At 64.9% G+C, this 18107-nt stretch carries 15 protein-coding genes; 5 read left to right on the top strand and 10 right to left on the bottom strand.

The window, feature by feature from the left end:
- Positions 1-69: 69 nt before the first annotated feature.
- Complete coding sequence (gene ilvD, locus ABH922_RS06925) at positions 70-1911, top strand: dihydroxy-acid dehydratase (RefSeq protein WP_424806214.1); 1842 nt, start codon at positions 70-72, stop codon at positions 1909-1911.
- Positions 1912-1969: 58 nt separating this feature from the next.
- On the opposite strand, the gene ABH922_RS06920 is transcribed toward ilvD, so the two are convergent.
- From ABH922_RS06920 to ABH922_RS06900, 5 genes are read right to left on the bottom strand one after another with little or no spacing between them, the layout of a single operon-like run.
- Positions 1970-2875 carry an STM4011 family radical SAM protein gene (locus ABH922_RS06920; protein WP_424806213.1) on the bottom strand — a complete coding sequence of 302 codons (906 nt, stop codon included), beginning with the start codon at positions 2873-2875 and terminating at the stop codon, positions 1970-1972.
- Entirely contained in the window at positions 2872-4218 is a 1347-nt protein-coding gene (locus ABH922_RS06915; protein WP_424806212.1) for an STM4012 family radical SAM protein, read from the bottom strand. The genes ABH922_RS06920 and ABH922_RS06915 overlap by 4 nt, the downstream gene beginning before the upstream one ends.
- Positions 4215-5045, bottom strand: a complete 831-nt coding sequence (locus tag ABH922_RS06910) for an STM4013/SEN3800 family hydrolase (protein ID WP_424806211.1) — start codon at positions 5043-5045, stop codon at positions 4215-4217. Before ABH922_RS06910 ends, ABH922_RS06915 begins: the two co-directional genes overlap by 4 nt.
- On the bottom strand, positions 5042-6160 hold the full coding sequence (locus tag ABH922_RS06905) for an STM4014 family protein (RefSeq protein ID WP_424806210.1): 1119 nt from the start codon (positions 6158-6160) through the stop codon (positions 5042-5044). The genes ABH922_RS06910 and ABH922_RS06905 overlap by 4 nt, the downstream gene beginning before the upstream one ends.
- A gap of 7 nt (positions 6161-6167) precedes the next feature.
- A complete protein-coding gene (locus ABH922_RS06900) occupies positions 6168-7121 on the bottom strand; it encodes an STM4015 family protein (protein ID WP_424806209.1) in 954 nt (317 codons plus the stop codon).
- A 388-nt stretch (positions 7122-7509) separates the two neighbouring features.
- On the opposite strand from ABH922_RS06900, the gene ABH922_RS06895 reads away from it, so the two are divergent.
- Complete coding sequence (locus ABH922_RS06895) at positions 7510-9018, top strand: amino acid permease (RefSeq protein ID WP_424806208.1); 1509 nt, start codon at positions 7510-7512, stop codon at positions 9016-9018.
- 72 nt (positions 9019-9090) lie between these two features.
- Here ABH922_RS06895 and ABH922_RS06890 read toward each other — a convergent pair whose 3' ends face one another.
- Positions 9091-9921: a DoxX family protein gene (locus ABH922_RS06890; protein ID WP_424806207.1), complete on the bottom strand. Its 831-nt coding sequence runs from the start codon at positions 9919-9921 to the stop codon at positions 9091-9093.
- A 90-nt stretch (positions 9922-10011) separates the two neighbouring features.
- Here ABH922_RS06890 and ABH922_RS06885 point away from each other — a divergent pair, with 90 nt between their 5' ends.
- Positions 10012-11151, top strand: a complete 1140-nt coding sequence (locus tag ABH922_RS06885; RefSeq protein ID WP_424809591.1) for a PQQ-dependent sugar dehydrogenase — start codon at positions 10012-10014, stop codon at positions 11149-11151.
- A gap of 89 nt (positions 11152-11240) precedes the next feature.
- Here ABH922_RS06885 and gatB read toward each other — a convergent pair whose 3' ends face one another.
- The 4 genes from gatB to ABH922_RS06865 form a co-directional block, all read right to left on the bottom strand.
- The gene (gatB, locus tag ABH922_RS06880) at positions 11241-12752 is read right to left on the bottom strand and encodes an Asp-tRNA(Asn)/Glu-tRNA(Gln) amidotransferase subunit GatB (protein ID WP_424806206.1); all 1512 of its coding nucleotides are present in this window, start codon (positions 12750-12752) and stop codon (positions 11241-11243) included.
- A gap of 25 nt (positions 12753-12777) precedes the next feature.
- Positions 12778-13809, bottom strand: a complete 1032-nt coding sequence (locus ABH922_RS06875; protein WP_424806205.1) for an ATP-dependent 6-phosphofructokinase — start codon at positions 13807-13809, stop codon at positions 12778-12780.
- A gap of 89 nt (positions 13810-13898) precedes the next feature.
- The gene (locus ABH922_RS06870) at positions 13899-14561 is read right to left on the bottom strand and encodes a response regulator (RefSeq protein WP_424806204.1); all 663 of its coding nucleotides are present in this window, start codon (positions 14559-14561) and stop codon (positions 13899-13901) included.
- A 9-nt stretch (positions 14562-14570) separates the two neighbouring features.
- Positions 14571-15842: a histidine kinase gene (locus ABH922_RS06865; RefSeq protein WP_424806203.1), complete on the bottom strand. Its 1272-nt coding sequence runs from the start codon at positions 15840-15842 to the stop codon at positions 14571-14573.
- A gap of 166 nt (positions 15843-16008) precedes the next feature.
- Here ABH922_RS06865 and ABH922_RS06860 point away from each other — a divergent pair, with 166 nt between their 5' ends.
- Both ABH922_RS06860 and ABH922_RS06855 read left to right on the top strand, forming a co-directional pair.
- Positions 16009-16674, top strand: a complete 666-nt coding sequence (locus tag ABH922_RS06860) for a hypothetical protein (protein ID WP_424806202.1) — start codon at positions 16009-16011, stop codon at positions 16672-16674.
- A complete protein-coding gene (locus tag ABH922_RS06855) occupies positions 16671-18092 on the top strand; it encodes an alpha/beta-hydrolase family protein (RefSeq protein WP_424806201.1) in 1422 nt (473 codons plus the stop codon). The genes ABH922_RS06860 and ABH922_RS06855 overlap by 4 nt, the downstream gene beginning before the upstream one ends.
- Positions 18093-18107 lie beyond the last annotated feature (15 nt).

The raw sequence follows: 18107 nt of genomic DNA, 5'->3' as shown, positions 1-18107 counted from the left end.
CCACCGCATTCACCCGTAATCGGCGGCGGCCACGAGTAGATCAGTAACGATCATCTAAGGAACTTCGCCATGCCCCCCTTGAGGTCACGCACCACCACTGTCGGACGAAACGCTGCCGGAGCCCGATCCCTGTGGCGCGCCACCGGAATGACCGACTCCGACTTCGGTAAGCCGATCGTCGCCATCGCGAACTCGTACACGCAGTTCGTACCCGGCCACGTGCATCTCAAGAACGTAGGCGACATCGTCGCCGAGGCAATTCGCGAGGCCGGTGGCGTACCCAGGGAGTTCCACACCATCGCCGTCGACGACGGAATCGCCATGGGCCACGGCGGCATGCTGTACTCGCTGCCCAGCCGCGAGATCATCGCCGATTCGGTCGAGTACATGGCCAACGCCCACACCGCCGACGCGCTGGTGTGTATCTCCAACTGCGACAAGATCACTCCGGGAATGCTCAACGCGGCGATGCGTCTGAACATCCCGACGGTCTTCGTCTCCGGTGGCCCGATGGAAGCGGGCAAGGCCGTGGTCGTCGGGGGCGTCGCCCAGGCACCCACCGACCTGATCACCGCCATCTCGGCGTCCGCCAACGACGCGGTGTCCGAGGAAGGTCTCGACGAGGTCGAGCGCAGTGCCTGCCCGACGTGCGGTTCCTGCTCGGGCATGTTCACCGCGAATTCGATGAACTGCCTCACCGAGGCCCTCGGTCTGGCACTGCCGGGTAACGGTTCCACCCTCGCCACCCACGAGGCGCGTCGTGCGCTCTTCAGCCGCGCAGGCACCGTCGTCGTCGAGGCAGCGCTCAAGTACTACCGCGACGAGGACACGTCCGTGCTGCCGCGCAGTATCGCCTCGCCTGCCGCGTTCCGTAACGCCATGGCCCTCGACGTGGCGATGGGCGGGTCCACCAACACGGTTCTGCACACCCTCGCCGCCGCCCAGGAAGGCGAGGTCGACTTCGACCTCGAGACCATCGACGCCATCAGCCGCAAGGTTCCCTGCCTGTCCAAGGTGTCCCCGAACTCCGACTACCACATGGAGGACGTGCATCGCGCCGGCGGAATCCCCGCGCTGCTCGGCGAACTCCGCCGGGCAGGCCTGCTCGAGACCGACGTCTCCACCGTGCACACCAAGAGCTTCGACCAGTGGCTCGACGACTGGGACATCCGCTCGGGCAAGGCAACCGACGAGGCGATCGAACTGTTCCACGCCGCCCCCGGTGGCGTCCGCACCACCGAACCGTTCTCCACGGACAACCGATGGAGCGCTCTCGACACCGATGCCGCGGGTGGGTGCATCCGAGACAAGGAACACGCCTACACCGTCGAAGGCGGACTGGTGGTGTTGCGCGGCAACATCGCCGTGGACGGCGCGATCCTCAAGACAGCGGGCATCGACGAGGAACTGTTCTCGTTCCAGGGTCCGGCACTCGTCGTCGAATCCCAGGAGGAAGCTGTCTCGGTGATCCTGCAGAAGAAGATCAAGGCAGGCGACGTTCTGGTCGTGCGTTACGAAGGCCCCAAGGGCGGACCGGGTATGCAGGAGATGCTGCATCCGACCGCATTCCTCAAGGGCGCCGGGCTGGGCAAGGATTGCGCCCTGATCACCGACGGCCGTTTCTCCGGTGGCACCTCGGGTCTGTCCATCGGCCACATCTCCCCCGAAGCTGCCGCTGGTGGAGTCATCGGACTGGTCGAGAACGGCGATCAGGTTCGCATCGACGTGGCCACTCGTACCCTCGAGATCCTGGTCGAGGACGACGTGCTTGCCGAGCGGCGCGCGAAGATGGAGGCGTCCGAGCGTCCGTGGTTGCCGCTGGACCGTCAGCGCACGGTGACGACGGCACTGCGCGCGTACGCTGCTCTCGCGACGTCCGCGGACAAGGGTGCAGTCCGCTACGTGCCGTAATGACACTGTGAAAAAAGTGCACGAAGGTCCCCGGCCGGACGGCCGGGGACCTCGTTCGTCAGCGGGTCACGTGTAACGGAATCTGCACGACGGCGGGCGGCGTGTCCATGCGCGGGACCGTCGGCGGTATCCGTTCGAGCACGCCCCCGGCGAAGACGTCGTAGAGCGGCAGCGATTCGAGATGGACGTAGCCGATGTGACAGTCGCACATCGCTTTCGGGCACGCTCGCGGCCCGAGCGCCTGCGTGAGGTCCGCGTCGTAGATGTTTCCGATGACGTCGGCCACGAAATGGCATCGCCGCACGTCTCCGTCACCGTCGACGGAGATCACCGATTCCCCTGTTCTGCATGCCTGTCCGAGACTCGTATGCGGATCACGGCTGTACGGAAACAACGGATCGAGGTCGATCCACGGCTGCGCCTGGGAATCGGTGTACTCCAGTCCTTCGGCGGCATTCACCCAGAGATAGACGTGTTCGGGTAGCCGTCGACGCAGCTCGCGGGACTGTTCCAGGTGTTCGGGAAATCCCACGACACCGACGGAGTAGCGGATACCGCGCACCTCCAGTTCCCGACATTGTTCGAGGAACTTCTCGATCGAGATCTCCCCGGGGTGGAAGGTGCACCACAGGGCGAGGGTCGACGGGTCGACGTCGTCGAGCCAGCTCGGACGGGCACTGAGGTTGGTCTGGACGGCGATCCGTCGTACGTGCCTGAGCCGGCTCAGATCTGCCAGTGTCCGTCGATACCAACTCCGGGTCAACGCTTCCCCCCACGGCGTGAACAGCACCGACAGCTGTAGGTCCGTACGCTCGCGCACCCAGTTCGCGAACCGCTCCAATGCTTCTCGGTCCGCCCGCAGTGCGGCCGGTGGATCACGGCGCTTCGCGAACGGACAGTACGGGCAGTCGTAATTGCAACTGGCCAGCGGGCCCCGGTAGAGGATCGACAGCGCCGCGCTCATCTGGCCTCGTATTCCGCCATGTCGCGGCGCACCGCGTCGGAGAACAGCGCCGGCCCCAGGGCATCCGAGTACGCGAGACCTTCGGGTGAGAGTTGCAGCCGGTCTGCACCGGCGTCCGAAGCCAACCATCCGTACGAATGAAAGGTCGACAGTTCGGCGGCGAAATCGTCCCGCACGTCCGAACCGAAACGCAGACGGTACTCAGCTGTCGCCAACCCCTCCGCCTGCAGGATCGACTGTACGAGGTGACGCCTGCGGGACTCGTCCATGTCCATCGCCCGTCCTACCTCCGCATGCGCGAAACCGCCGGGCGGTCGACTGGTGAATTCGTCGATGATCCCGCGTATCTCACGCATGTCGACGGCGTAGTCGAAGGAGTAGTGCAGATTCGCCGTGTACGAACGGGCTCCGCAGCCGAGACCGATCATTCCGTCGGTCTGGCAGGCGTAGTCGGCCGCACCCGCCTGGGCTGAACCAACACCGCCCCGACGGAACATGCGCATCGACACCTGTTCGTAGCCTGCCGCCAGCAGGTGGTCCCGGCCGAACCGGTACAACCGGAGCCGACGTTCGTCCCACTCCGCGTCCGATTCGACGCCACCACCGCGTTTACCCAGCCCGGTCAACTCCCGCACGTACAGCGGATAGAGGTAGATCTCTTCCGGCTCCCAGACCAGGGCGGCATCGAGTGAATGCTGCCACGTCGTCGCGGTCTGCCCGTCGATTCCGTAGATCAGATCGATGTTCAATATCGGTACGGCCGTATCGCGGATTCGACCGAGTGCGGCCTCCACGTCCGCTCGCTTCTGTGGTCGCGCCGCCGCCATGGCCTCCGAGTCCACGAAACTCTGAACCCCCAGGCTCAGTCGGGTGACGCCGCGCGATGCCAGCACTGCCAGGCGGTCGGCAGTCACGGTCGACGGGGACGCCTCGACGGAAAACGGTACCGCCGACAAGTCGACGCCCATCCTGATCTCGGCGATGTCGCAGAGTCGTTCGAGTTCGTCGGCTTCGAGGAAGGTCGGCGTACCACCACCGAAAGCCGCTGCCGCGAAACGTCGCTCACCAACCAGCGCAGCACCGACATCGTCGGCCTGACGCTCGAGCGCATCGAGATACCGCGTCGTCATATCGCCGGGAGCACCGATTCTGGTGAAGAGATTGCAAAATCCGCAACGCACCTCGCAGAAGGGGATGTGGATGTACAGGGAGAGCGCGTCCTTGGGCTCGTCGGCCCAGATCTGCTGCAGCGACGGGCGAGGCTGCATCCGGCGGTAGGCGGTCTTGTGGGGGTAGGCGTACACGTAGTTCTCGTAGGGTCGCACCCCTACCGGACGAGTCATTCTTTCGGCCCTTCGACGAAGAAGTGTGCGTAGGGCACGGTCCAGACGGCTTCGTGCCCGATCCGGTGGCCGGTGAACCCGTCATCCCCGTAGGCGGTGCCGTGATCGGAACAGAGGATGACGAAGCAACGCCGCCGTGAACTCATCGCGGCCAATAGTCGCCCGATATGTCTGTCGACGTATTCGAGTGCAGCAGCATGGGATTCAATGGTGTCGCCGCTTTCGCGGGTGGCACCTGGCAGGTGAAACCAGTTCGGCTGATGCAGTGCCGAGACGTTGACGAAGAGGAACAGTCGCTGATCGTCGTCGAGGTCTGCCACCACAGTTCGGGCGCAGTCGACCTGCATTTCGAACGAGTGCGGCGATGTCACACCGAAGCTCGTGTCCCAATGACTTTCGTCGAAGAGTCCGGGCAGCACCGAACCCAGCGGCGCCGCCTTGTTGAAGAATCCGACACCGCCGATGCACACCGTTCGGTAGCCGACATCGCTCAGACCACCGACGACATCGGCTCGCTCGAAGACGAATGTTCCACCGGCCGTCGATTCGCTGCCCGCGAATCGGGCCGCGAACAAGCGGGGGTGCGGACCTCGAGAAGCCGGCGTCGGCAGGAAGCCGGCGAACATCGCCTGATGCGAGGCGTAGGTGAAACTTCCTGGTGCATGACGCTTCTCCCACTGCCCGCCCGGGATGACCGACGCCAGGTTCGGGATGCGCCCCTGTTCGATCAACGCACAGGCGACGTCGTATCGCAGGGTGTCCAGTGTGACGAACAGGATGTCGTCTCGCCCGACCACCTGATTCATGTCGATCGGCTGTCCGCTCACGACGCCGCCTGCCGACCTCGGGTGTCGATCAGGTGCGCTACCTGCGCCTGATACGTGTCCAGACCGTGTGCCCACGTCCCCGGCAACCCGGGCAGGTTGGGTAGGAGGTCACCGAACGCATTGACCTCCGCGACGGCGAAGTCGCGCCACCCGATACTGGGTAACACGTCGACTCCCACTGCCGCCGAACGCGGGAAACATCGCGCGGCCTGCTCGGCGGTCTCGAGCAACCCGGACCATCGCGTCCCGGCCGCTGCCATTGCCTCGCCGAGCGAGCCGCGGGCGCCACCGAGGTGAAGATTGGTCATCGGTGACGTGCTGGTACGGACCACGGCGTGAGTCGCGGTTCCACCGATCACCACCACACGCACGTCCGCGACCCGCCCGTTCAACGAGGCTTTGGGAAGCCATCTTTCGACGTGGAGCCCATCCGTCGCCAGTGGATCTATCACGGCCGCCAGTTCGGCGCGCGTGCGATAGGTGCGCACCCGAAGCGAATTGAAAAGCCGTCCCTGATCGTCGATCTCCACCGATGTGGTGGCGTGGACCGCACCGCCGGGGCCCAGTTGCAGAGCGATCACACCTGACGCCGACGAACCGTGGGCCAGTTTGACGAACACCCGCCGCATCCCGGCGTCGCGAAGTCGCGATTCGAGATCGTCCCAACCGGTGACGGCTCCGGGCAACGCCGGTGGAACTCGCACCCCAGCCGAGTCCAGGATCGCATGGGTGCGCCGCTTGTCGAACATGGCCGCGATGTCGTCGGGATGGGTAAGGAGTTCAGCTCCCGCAGCCTCCACTCGGACCACGATCGCGTGCACTGCGGACAGGAATCGCCGATACCACAGCCTGCTGTTCTCGACCCTGGTCGAGTCCGGCGCACCACGAAAGGCAAGTTCGACCTCCGGATCCTCGGCCGGAGAATCGATTCGGACGATCTCGCCTGCTTCGAATCCGTACCGGCCGGCGATGATCTGATCCCAGCCGATCACCCGCGGTTCGGGCAGGCCCCTGGAGTGCGCTGCGTCGACGAACAATTGCACCCTCCGGTTGCCCGGTACGCCGATCACGACGGTTCGGACCGCCGACGGGTCGCGTGGTCCTCTGTCGATCACGCGGCACTCACTCCGAGACGGCGACGTAGCGCCAGACATCGTCACCGCCGACGTCCGGAGTCAACTTCTCCGAGAGGTCCACCCGCACACCTGCGGCGGCAAAGTGCTCGGTCACCGATGTCACCGCCGCGGTGCTGAGGAAATGGTGATGCAGGTCCAGCAGCGTCAGATTCGACATCGACTGCCCTGCAACAAGAGCTGCCCCACCCTCGTCGGTCAAGGTGCCGAGCGAGAGGTCGAGGGTTTCGAGACGGGCAACGATCGGAGCCTGCGCGAGCAAGGCGGCGAAGCCGTCCTGAATGTCACTGTTACGCACACCCAGATAACGCAGGGCCGGAAACCGTGTGCCGTCGACCAGCGGTGCGAGATCGTCCGGCGTCGAGTTGGCGCCGTAGCCCTCGTCGCCCAACCACAGTTCCAGATGCTCGAGGCCGGGAATGTCACTACCGATGATTCCCTGCACCACGGCCACGTCGAGGCCACCGGTCTCGACGACGAGCTTGCGCAGATTCCTGTGAGCCACCGCCGTGAAACCCAGACCCGTTCCGCCCCGGACACCGAGTTCCACCAACTCGGGAAATGTCTCGAGAATCGGGGTGATGTCGGACTGTTCGATCCAGGAGATCTCCGCCTGCTCCTGCACCAGGTCCCCGACGAAGAGCGCGCGAAGGCTCGTGAAACGCTCACGCAAGGCGACGATCGACGAGATGACCGTCGACGAATTCGATTCGAAGGATTCCCCCCACTGCCCGATGACCAACGCCTGCACTGCCGTGAGGTCGACGGACTCGACGAACCGCCCCCAGGCTGCGGCAAACTCCTCCGCATTGTTCGCATACGGGTCCACCTCGATCCGCCACGCCACCGAACCCGCGGCGGGCAACGGCACCTCGGGGGCGTGTGCGTCGGGAAGATCGAACACCGGCAGTCCGTACAGGTGCGTGAGGTGGTTGATGATCATCGGCTCTCCTGAAGTCGGACGGTGCAGCTCTCAGCACAGCACCACGACGAATAGTTACCAAATCCGACCGACAAATACCGGGACACTCTGCCGACTTCACGCCACACCGACCAAACAACCGGATATTTCAGACTCTCACTGCGAGGTTGCCGCGCAAAGAGTTCGTCAGGTCGTAAAGTTCACGTCGCCGGCTGATCAGATCGAATACCTCGAGGGGGTGCACGTGCCGCTCGGATGAACGAAACGCTCAGCTCGACGCACTCGACTTGCGTCCAGTGATAACCGGTGGTTCCCTCATCACGACGATGAGACCCACGTCACACAACTGACAGTCAGTAGCTTCCGCCACGCTCACAAAGCCGACGGAAATCCAATCAAGGAGCAATACATGCCTGGAGTCGGCATATGGCGCACCAAATCCGTCGAACAGTCGATCGCGGATACCGATGAGCCCGGCAGCAAGTTGAAGAAGGAGTTGACGGCAAAAGACCTGACGGTCTTCGGCGTTGCCGTCGTCATCGGCGCGGGCATCTTCACGCTGACCGCGCGAACCGCGGGCAACGTCGCCGGCCCGTCGATCTCCCTCGCGTTCATCCTCGCGGCGATCGCCTGCGGACTCGCCGCCCTCTGTTACGCGGAGTTCGCCTCGACCGTCCCCGTCGCGGGCAGTGCGTACACGTTCTCCTATGCCACGTTCGGCGAATTCGTCGCCTGGATCATCGGCTGGGACCTCATTCTCGAATTCGCACTCGCATCGGCAGTAGTCGGCAAGGGCTGGTCTCAGTATCTCGGTAACGTCCTCGGTGACAAGGACGTGACCACCGCACACATCGCCGGTGTCAGCTTCGACTGGGGCTCACTGTTGATCATCGGCGCGATCACGGTCATCCTCGCGATCGGCACCAAGGTGTCCTCACGGGTATCCGCCGTGATCACCGCCATCAAGATCGCTGTGGTCCTCCTGGTCATCGTCGTCGGCGCGTTTTACATCAAGAAGGAGAACTACTCACCCTTCATCCCGCCGGCCGAGGAAGCAACCAACGCCGCCAGCGGTATCCACCAGACCCTGTTCTCCTGGATCACCGGCGCCGAGGGCAGCACGTACGGTTGGTACGGCCTCCTCGCCGCGGCAAGCCTCGTGTTCTTCGCCTTCATCGGATTCGACGTCGTCGCCACCACCGCCGAGGAAACCAAGAACCCGCAAAAGGCACTGCCGCGCGGCATCTTCGGCTCACTCGCCATCGTGACCGTCCTGTACGTGTCCGTCACTCTGGTGCTCACCGGCATGGTCAAGTACACCGACCTCAAGGACGGCACCCTCGCCACGGCCTTCGAACTGAACGGAATCACCTGGGCGCAGACGGCCATCAACTTCGGCGGCCTCGCCGGTCTGACCACCGTCGTGATGGTGATGATGCTCGGTCAGACACGCGTCCTGTTCGCGATGTCACGCGACGGGCTGATGCCGCGCAGCCTGGCCAAGACCAACAGCAAGGGCATCCCGGTCAAGATCACCCTCATCGTCGGCGGCATCGTCGCCTTCCTCGCGGCCTTCTTCCCCATGGGAACGCTCGAGGAGATGGTCAACATCGGCACCCTCTTCGCCTTCGTCCTGGTCTGCATCGGCGTGATAGTCCTGCGTCGTACCCGCCCCGACCTGCCGCGTGGATTCCGGGTGCCCCTGGTACCGTTCGTGCCGATCGTGGCAGTGCTCGCCTGCTTCTGGCTGATGCTGAACCTGTCGGTCGAAACCTGGATCCGATTCGTACTGTGGATGGCCATCGGTGTAGCCGTCTACTTCGCGTACGGGCACCGCAAGTCGGTGCTCGGCCGAAAACTCCGTGACGGAACGGCGATCCCGTCGGCCAATGCCGAGCAAGCGTTGACCAAGGACTGACTCCCGGCAACGACGATCGCCGCCCTCCGAGACGGAGAGCGGCGATCGTCCTTTCCCGACGGAACTCCGACGTCAGACCAACGGATTGGCGCCGTTGAGGAAGATCCAGACGCACACGCCGGCTGCGATACCGAGGACGAGAATGACCAGAGAACCGACGAACGGCCGCGTCGCCCAGCCTCGACGGCCGTCCAACGCGATCCGGCCGGGACCGGTCAGGATGATCACGCCGGCGCACACGCCCAACAACGTTTCGTACTCGATTCCGGCCGGAGCGAAGTACTCGAGACCCGGGGCACTCGACTGCCGTAGCGCCCAGGCGTTGATCATCACGGCCAGAACCGACGACGCGGCCACCGGCGTCAGCAATCCGAGGATCAGTAAGGCACCGCCTGCCACCTCGCCGACAGCGCCGAGAACGGCAAGCAGCTTCGCCTGCTCGAAGCCCGCGTCGGTCAGCATCGTCTCGAATCCGCCCAGCCCAGGCCCTCCCCACAAACCTGCAAGTTTCTGCAACCCGTGCACCAACGCCGTGCCGCCGACCGCCAGGCGCAATGCCAGCAGGCCCAGATCGAGCGTTCCTCGACCCGGACGCGCACCCTCCGGGTCAGCAGCGACAGCGACCGGTACGGCTACCGGTGCCGCAGGCACCGAATACTCCGGTTCGCGACCGAGCGCCGCAGTCGGATGGTCCGTAGCCAACGGCCGGTAGGCCGGGATCTGCTCGGTCAGCGAATCCGAATTGGTGGACCCGAACTCGAGATCGTCGTCCGTGTGCGGAAGTGGTGTACTCGCGGGCACGGGCGCGAACTTCTCCGTCGGTGCATCGTACGGACTACTCACGCCGCCGGTCGTCGAGCCTGCTTCCGAGATATCACTGGGATCTTTCCGCTCGTCAGTCACGGTGACGAGCCTATGACCGATATGCGAACTCGTCCGGGAACCTCGATCCGGCGTGGCGGCATCGACGGTCCATTACGTAACGTCGTCATCATGAGTATGCGGACTGCTCGGCGTAGTGCCTCGGTGATCACGACGGTGATCGTCGGTGTGTCCGTCATCGCCGGGTGCGCCGATTTCGACGAATCGACGACGTCTCCGTTCACGCCGGAACCCACCAACCAGTCGAACATCGAAGTCCAACCTCAGAGCCCGCCTCCGCCGACGACCCAGCAGGCACCGCCTCGTTCCGGCCCGCTCGGCCCCTGCCAGGATCCCGATCCGTCGGTGATCGCCACCTGCCTCGACACCACCGGCGGACTCCTCACCCTGCCCGACGGTGTCTCCGGGTTGGTCACCGAGCGCCGGACCGGGCGGATCATGCAGGTCGCTCCGGGCCAGATCCCCGTCGAGGTCGCCAAGATCGACGTCGACGGTAGCAGCGACGGCGGCCTGCTCGACATCGCACTGTCTCCCACCTTCGTCGAGGACAACCTGATCTATGCGTACGTGACGACGCCCACCGACAATCGAGTGGTCCGCATCGCGCCGGGCGACACTGCCAAAGAGGTACTCGGCGGCATACCGCGCGGCGCCACCGGTAACGGTGGGGCGCTGTCGTTCGCTGCACCCGATCAGCTGATGGTATTGACCGGTGACACCGGAAATCCTTCCGCCGCAAACGATCCAGCATCACTTGCAGGCAAGCTCCTCCGAGTTCGATCGCTCACACCCACCTCGAATCCACCCCGCCCCGAGACCGTGCTCTCCGGCATCGGAAACGGTGCCGGAGTATGCGTCGATCCGGGGGTGGCAACCTGGGTCACCGACCGCACCGCACTGGAGGACCGTCTGCAGCGCGTCGGTGCCGACGGTGTTGTCAGTTCACCGGCCTGGACGTGGCCCGATCGTCCGGGCGTCGGAGGTTGTGTAGCGGCCCACGGCATCGTCGCGGTAGCGCTCGCCGCCGGTAAGGCGGTCTCCGCTCTGGCAACCGACCCCGGGACGGGCGCGATCACGACAGCCCCGTCGAAAGCCGCCGAGAACACGTACGGCAGGCTCGGTGATCTGGCGCTCGGGTCCGACGGGCTCATGTGGGCCAGTACGGTCAACAAGACCGCCGGCGATCCCGGACCGAACGACGACAGAGTGGTCAAGATTCCACTTCCGAGCGGCAGCGGCGGCATCGACTGACGCCACGGTGTTGGCCGGAGATCGGCGGCACACGCACTGATGCCCGGTCGATCTCGACCGGGCATCAGTGACACGCAGATGTCGGAGACCTAGCTGCAGGCCTCCAGAACCAGTTCTTTGACCCGCGCGGCATCGGCCTGTCCACGAGTGGCCTTCATGACGTCGCCGACGATCTTTCCTGCGGCCTGCACCTTGCCACTGCGGATCTTGTCTGCGATGTCGGGGTTGGCGGCCAGCGCTTCGTCGACGGCGGCCTTGAGCTTGGTTTCGTCCCGCTCGACAACCAACTCGGGGTGCGCGGCGACAACCTGCTCCGGATCACCCTCACCGTCGAGAACGTGATCGACCACCTGCCGGGCCACCTTGTTGGTGAGCGTGCCCTTGTCGATGAGTGCGATCACCTGCGCGACCTGAGCCGGTGTGATCGGCAGCGTGCCGAGGTCGACGCCGCGGGTATTGGCCTGCTGAGACAGGTACGACAGCCACCAAGACCTCGCGGCCTCCGGTGACGCCCCGGCCTCGGTGGTGGCAATGACCAGGTCGATGGCACCGGCGTTGACCAGGTCACGCATGACCTCGTCGGAGATTCCCCAATCCGTCTGGATGCGTGCACGGCGAATCCACGGCAGCTCGGGAAGCGTGCCCCGCAGTTCTTCGACCCACTCCGCGCTGGGTGCAACCGGCTCGAGATCCGGTTCCGGGAAGTAGCGGTAGTCCTCGGCTGTCTCCTTGCGGCGACCGGCAGCAGTGGTGCCGTCGGCTTCCTGGAAGTGCCGGGTCTCCTGGACGACTTCGCCGCCGGCGTCGAGAACCGCCGCCTGACGACGCATCTCGTAGCGAACTGCCACCTCGACGCTCTTGAGTGAGTTGACGTTCTTGGTCTCGGTACGGGTACCGAACTCCTTCGCCCCGATCGGGTTGAGAGACAGGTTCGCGTCGCAACGCATCGAACCCTGGTCCATCCGCACGTCGGACACGTCGAGGGACTTCAGGAGGTCACGAAGCGCGGTCACGTATGCGCGAGCCACCTCGGGCGCGCGCTCGCCCGCGCCGCTGATCGTCTTGGTGACGATCTCGACGAGGGGCACACCGGCCCGGTTGTAGTCGAGCAGAGAATGGCTCGCGCCCTGGATTCGGCCCGTTGCACCACCGACGTGCAAGGACTTCCCGGTGTCCTCCTCCATGTGCGCGCGTTCGATCTCGACTCGCCAGGTGGTTCCGTCGTCGAGGACGACATCGAGGTAGCCCTCGGTGGCGATCGGCTCGTCGTACTGCGAGATCTGGTAGTTCTTGGGCTGGTCCGGGTAGAAGTAGTTCTTCCGGGCGAAGCGTCCCCACGGCGTGATCGAACAGTTCAGTGCCAGACCGATCCGGATAGCGGATTCGACGGCAGCTTCGTTGACGACCGGCATGGAACCAGGCAGCCCCAGGCAGACCGGGCACACCTGGGTGTTCGGCTCGGCGCCGAACTCGGTGGGGCACGGGCAGAACATCTTGGTGGCAGTGCCCAGTTCTACGTGCACCTCCATACCCATCACCGGCTCGTACCTGGTCAGCACTTCGTCGTAATCGAGGATGTCGGGCGCATCGACAGCAGTCATGGCCATCAGTTTATGCGTCGAATGCTCAACCGAAGAATGCGGCCGCCTCCGCGTAACGATTCGCGGGAACGGTCTTGAGCTTGCTGGTCGCCTCGGCGAGGGGAACCAGATCGATGGAGGTTCCGTGCAGGGCGACCATCTGGCCGAAATCTCCACGATGTGCGGCATCGGTGGCATGGACCCCGAAGCGGGTCGCCAAGATACGGTCATGCGGAGTCGGGGTACCGCCGCGCTGAATGTGGCCGAGGACCGTCGTACGAACTTCCTTGCCGATCCGACGCTCGATCTCGTTACCGAGCTGCTGGGCGACGCCGGTGAAGATCTTGTGGCCGAACTCGTCGATCCCGCCTTCACGCAAGCTCATCGACGTCGGATCGGGCGTTGCACCTTCGGCGACGACACAGATGAAATGGGAGTCGCCGCGCTGGAAGCGTTTCTTGACCATCGTGCACACCTCGTCGACGTCGAACGGCTCTTCCGGAACGAGCGTCAGATGCGCGCCCGACGCCAGTCCGGCTTGCAACGCGATCCAACCCGCATGCCTGCCCATGACCTCGACGAGCATGACACGTTGATGGGACTCAGCGGTGGTATGCAGTCGATCAATTGCGTCGGTGGCCACGGCGAGTGCGGTGTCGAAGCCGAAAGTGACATCGGTGCAGTCGATGTCGTTGTCGATGGTCTTCGGAACACCGATCACCGGGACCCCACTTTCGGACAGCCAACTCGCCGCGGTGAGTGTGCCTTCACCGCCGATCGGAATCAGGACGTCGACGCCGTTGTCGTCGAGAGTCTGCTTGATCTGATCGAGTCCGGCCCGCAACTTGTCCGGGTTGACGCGAGCTGTTCCGAGGATCGTTCCGCCGCGCGTGAGAATCCGATCGATACGATCATCCGCTGCGAGGGGCACCTTCCGGTCTTCGAGAAGCCCGCGCCATCCGTCCCGGAATCCGACCACGGAACTGCCGTAGCGACCCGCAGACGTACGAACCACTGCTCGGATCACCGCGTTCAATCCCGGGCAGTCGCCCCCGCCAGTGAGGATTCCGATTCGCATGTACAGCACCTCTCGCCCGCGGTCGACCTGCTCTTGCGTCCATCTTCCCCCAGCGGTCGATTCGCTGCAGTGCAGCGCCCGACTGCGAGCTAGCCGGGGGTGACGAGTCCACTCTCGTACGCCAGCACCACAGCCTGCGCGCGGTCGCGTAGATCCAGCTTGGCCAGTACTTTTCCGACGTGCGTCTTGACGGTCTGCTCGGCGACGAAAAGCCGCGCCGCGATCTCGGCGTTCGAGAGTCCCGTGGCAATCAACTCGAGCACCTCACGTTCGCGGGGCGTCAGCGAATCCAGAGCCGCCGGACGCGATCTCGGTGCCGCACGCCGTCTGGTGACATCCGCGATCAGGCGCCGAGTGACCGTGGGCGCCAACAGGGCCTGCCCGTCGGCGACTACACGGACCGCGCGGATCAATTCCTCGGCCGGTGCGTCCTTGAGCATGAATCCACTTGCCCCCATGCCGAGTGCCTCGTACACGTAGTCGTCGATGTCGAACGTGGTGAGCATCAGGATCCGAACCGGCGGCTCCCACCCCGCCGCGAGGATCTGGCGCGCCGCGTCGAGGCCGTTCATCTCCGGCATCCGTACATCCATCAACACCACGTCCGGGCGTAGTCGCGCGACCTCCGCCACCGCCATCCGGCCGTCCGGCGCATCCCCGATCACGCTGATGTCGGGTTGCGCTGAGAGCAGGGCTCCGAACCCCTGTCGAACCATCGCCTGATCGTCGGCGATGAACACTGTGATGGGCACCCCGACAGCCTAGGCGGGTGTCGCCGGCAGCTCGGCCCTGACCTCGAAACCCCCGTCGGCGCGGCGGTGTGTCACGAGCATTCCTCCCACGGCCGATGCGCGTTCTCGCATTCCGCGTATCCCGTTGCCACCAGTGGTTTCCGAGGTGACAGTCCGGTCGTTGCGGCCGGCCGGCGACGGATCGTTGTGCACCTGCACACTCACCGATTGCGGACCGAAGACCACCGCGACGTCGATCGCACCTCCCGGAGAATGCCTGGCCGCGTTGGTGATCGACTCCTGAACGATCCGGTACACGGCCAGGCCCGTCGACGCCGATGCCGCCGAACGATCACCGTCTACGCGCCACGACAGCGGAAGGCCGGCCCGGGAACTGCCCGTCAGCAGTTCGTCCAACTGGTCGACACCGGGCTGAGGTGTGGTCGCGGCCGGATCGCCGTCGCTTCGCAGCACCCCGAGAAGCCCACGGATCTCGTTGAGTGCCGCTCGCCCGGTCGCGCTGATCGAGTCGAATTCCGTACGGATTTGCGGGGTTACTCCCTCGAGTCGGTACGGCGCCGTCTGGGCCTGCACGACGACCATCGACATGTGGTGCGCCACGATGTCGTGCAGATCCCGCGCGATGCGGGCCTTCTCCTCGAGAATCGTTCGACGGGTGCGTTCGAGTTCGCCGAGTTCCTCTTGTTTCGCCAACTCGCGGCGCGAGAGCACCAACCACCGGATCAGTAGGCAGAACACGACCAGCGCGCTGAGCCCGACCGCCCACCCGGCGCCGTCGCGACCTGGCGTCTCACCGAAGAACAACAGCACCGTTCCGATCCACGCGACCCCCACGACCTGTACCGGCGCCGTGAGACTCACCGCTGCCAGCAAGACCATGACGACCAGAATGTGGACCACCTGCCATGGATAGTCGTAATCCGGTGCCGCGTCGAACACTTGCGGGATGATCAGTGCGGACACCGCCGATACCGCCCAGCCCAGCGGCGCATTGGCCCGGATCAGAACGAAGGGGAACGCCGCCAGCGCAGCCACGAACGGCTGAATCGGTGGTGACACGTCGTGGGTGAGGTGCAGTGTCGGCCACGCCACGGAGTAGAGAATCAGCGTGATCGTGACGATCGCGATGTTCCAGTACTGGCCCCTCCCGGCCCGCCGGATCGTCTCCGACTTCGCCACCACGGCATCCAACCGAGGTAGCGTCGGCACGACGACACCCGAATTCTCCGCCGTATTGGGTACATCCGACGCCGCTTTTCTCTTCCCTCGGACCTTGATCACACCGTCCAGACTAGAAAGGCGGCCCTGGAAAGTCCTCATACCCGAGAGTGAGATCCCCCTACCCCGCAGGTATCACTGCGCCGGGGTTCGTCACCCGTACGTGTGCCGGTGAAGCACGCCTTCGGGTCGATGCCTCGGCGGGTTGTCCCTTCATAGCGTGAACGGCATGCGGATCACACGAGCGAAACGCCTCGAGCGCGTCGGAGCGATGGCAGCGGCGGCAACGTTGGCGGCAACGGTAATCATCTCTGCCACAGCAGGATCGAGTGGAGCTCAACCGGTTCACACCGAGGATCCTTATGCCGCACGAGCAGTCGCCGCCGCCACCACCGACGACGGCGTGGTTGCCGCCGCCGCGATACCCGAGGACTTCGCGACATTCGCCGGGTACGAACCGACGATCGTCGACGGGTACCTGGCCAACCCGAACGGTGACTGCTCCTCCCCCGTTCCCTTGCCTGCCGAATTCGATTCCGCATGCAAGGCGCACGACCTCGGTTACGACCTGTTGCGGTACGCGTACGAACACGGCGCAGAGCTTCGACCGTGGGCCAGGCAGGCCCTCGACGCCCAACTCGACGCTCGCATGCACTCGGCCTGCGAGGACCGCAGCGACGGGCCGTCACGTACCTTCTGCTTCTCGATGGCAGAGATCGCCACCGCTGCGGTCTCCGGGAACTCGTGGCGCCAAGGCTACTTGACTCCGGTGCAGGAATCCGGCGCGGGATATGCCGTTGCCGGAGTTCTCGGTGTGTCGGTTCTGGGATTGGGCTGCTGGCGCAGACGACGTGCGGCAGGCATCTCTGACGACGCGAAAGCAGTTGCGGCATGAGCATTCTGAGCCCGTCACATACGTCGGCACGCACTCGGGCCGGGGCGCTCGCGGTGCCGCACGTCGGAACGACCGTCGCCGTCAGCTGCATGGCTGCCGTCTCTCTCGCTCCGGGACTGTTGCCCCGCGCCGCAGCGCTGCAAGGCGCCTTCAGCGGAATCCTGGTGGCGATAGGCCTTCTCGCGATGTGGGCGCTGGAAATCGCCGCCAGAACCGTCCTACCGACCCACCGGCGAGATCGCCGTCGTGACGCCGCCTGGCGAACTACCGTTCTCGGACTCGGTACGACGATCGTCGCAGTGTCGGTCGCCGGTGCGAACTCCTGGCAGAACTCGCTTCGAATGGCGATGGGCACCTCGCCGATCGGGATTCTCTACTGGACCGAGGCCATTCTGGTGGCAACACTGACAACCCTTGTCCTGTGTGCCGTCGGTATCGGCGTCCGCAGGACATTGCGCCGGCTGGGGTTCGTGCGCGGTGTCGGTGCCGGAGCCCTGTTCGTGCTCGGCTTACAGCTCTTCGTCGCCCCGACCCTGTGGCATGCAATGACCGGCGCGTTCGACCGAACGAACTCCTACGTCGACACCGCCCTGACACAACCGCTGTCGATATCCGGGCCCGGAGGCCCCGAATCGCTGACTCCGTGGTCGTCACTGGGCGCAGAGGGCAGAATCTTCGTCTCACACCAGGGGGCGACGAGCACGGCTCCGGTTCGCGTGTACGCCGGACTCGACTCCGCACCCGACACCCCCTCTCGGGCCGCCCTCGCCGTCACCGAACTCGAGCGGATCGGCGGGTTCGCCCGCGGAAACATCGTGGTGGCCGTACCCACCGGATCGGGCTGGGTGGACACCAATGCAATCGACGGCATCGAGCAGCGCTTCCACGGCGACGTGTCGACCATCGCGCAGCAGTATTCGGACATGCCGAGCTGGGCAACGTTCCTCTTTCGCCGCGACGAAGCCGAAAACTCGGCAACTGCCCTCTTCACCGCGGTAGGCGACCATATCGCCGCACTGGCACCCGCCGACAGACCGAACCTGTACCTCTACGGTCAAAGCCTCGGCGCCGTCGGCGGTAGCGCGGCTCTGGCAGCTGAAAGCCCTACCCCGGTCTGCGGCGCCCTGTGGGCCGGACCACCCGCCCGGGCCACGCATCAGGACGGCGTCACGGTCCTCGCGAACACCTCCGACCCGGTGGTGTGGTGGTCGACGGATCTGATGTTCGACCGACCAGACCTGAGCCGGGCCGTGCAGGACGCGCCGATTCCGCGCTGGATCCCCGGTGTCACGTTCTTGCAGACGTCCGTGGACATGCTCGGCTCGTTGGGTGTTCCCGCCGGTCACGGCCACCGCTACGGAACGGAGCAGGGCACTGCCCTCCCCCGCTGTGCGCCTTTGTCAACCGCCGGGGGTTGATGAAGGCGCACAGCA

The sequence above is a fragment of the Rhodococcus sp. 27YEA15 genome (assembly GCF_049739425.1).
Classification (GTDB): Bacteria; Actinomycetota; Actinomycetes; order Mycobacteriales; family Mycobacteriaceae; genus Rhodococcus_F.
The sequence above is the reverse complement of the archived record's forward strand: the minus strand, read 5'-3'. Positions and strand labels throughout refer to the sequence as shown.

What these genes read in the sequence shown, in the direction of transcription:
- ABH922_RS06920 (WP_424806213.1), bottom strand. Translation starts at nt 2,875, where the DNA reads ATGAGCGCGGCGCTGTCGATCCTCTACCGGGGCCCGCTGGCCAGTTGC.
- ABH922_RS06895 (WP_424806208.1), top strand. Translation starts at nt 7,510, where the DNA reads ATGCCTGGAGTCGGCATATGGCGCACCAAATCCGTCGAACAGTCGATC.
- gatB (WP_424806206.1), bottom strand. Translation starts at nt 12,752, where the DNA reads ATGACTGCTGTCGATGCGCCCGACATCCTCGATTACGACGAAGTGCTG.
- ABH922_RS06860 (WP_424806202.1), top strand. Translation starts at nt 16,009, where the DNA reads ATGCGGATCACACGAGCGAAACGCCTCGAGCGCGTCGGAGCGATGGCA.
- ABH922_RS06855 (WP_424806201.1), top strand. Translation starts at nt 16,671, where the DNA reads ATGAGCATTCTGAGCCCGTCACATACGTCGGCACGCACTCGGGCCGGG.
- ABH922_RS06885 (WP_424809591.1), top strand. Translation starts at nt 10,012, where the DNA reads ATGAGTATGCGGACTGCTCGGCGTAGTGCCTCGGTGATCACGACGGTG.
- ABH922_RS06915 (WP_424806212.1), bottom strand. Translation starts at nt 4,218, where the DNA reads ATGACTCGTCCGGTAGGGGTGCGACCCTACGAGAACTACGTGTACGCC.
- ABH922_RS06875 (WP_424806205.1), bottom strand. Translation starts at nt 13,809, where the DNA reads ATGCGAATCGGAATCCTCACTGGCGGGGGCGACTGCCCGGGATTGAAC.
- ABH922_RS06900 (WP_424806209.1), bottom strand. Translation starts at nt 7,121, where the DNA reads ATGATCATCAACCACCTCACGCACCTGTACGGACTGCCGGTGTTCGAT.
- ilvD (WP_424806214.1), top strand. Translation starts at nt 70, where the DNA reads ATGCCCCCCTTGAGGTCACGCACCACCACTGTCGGACGAAACGCTGCC.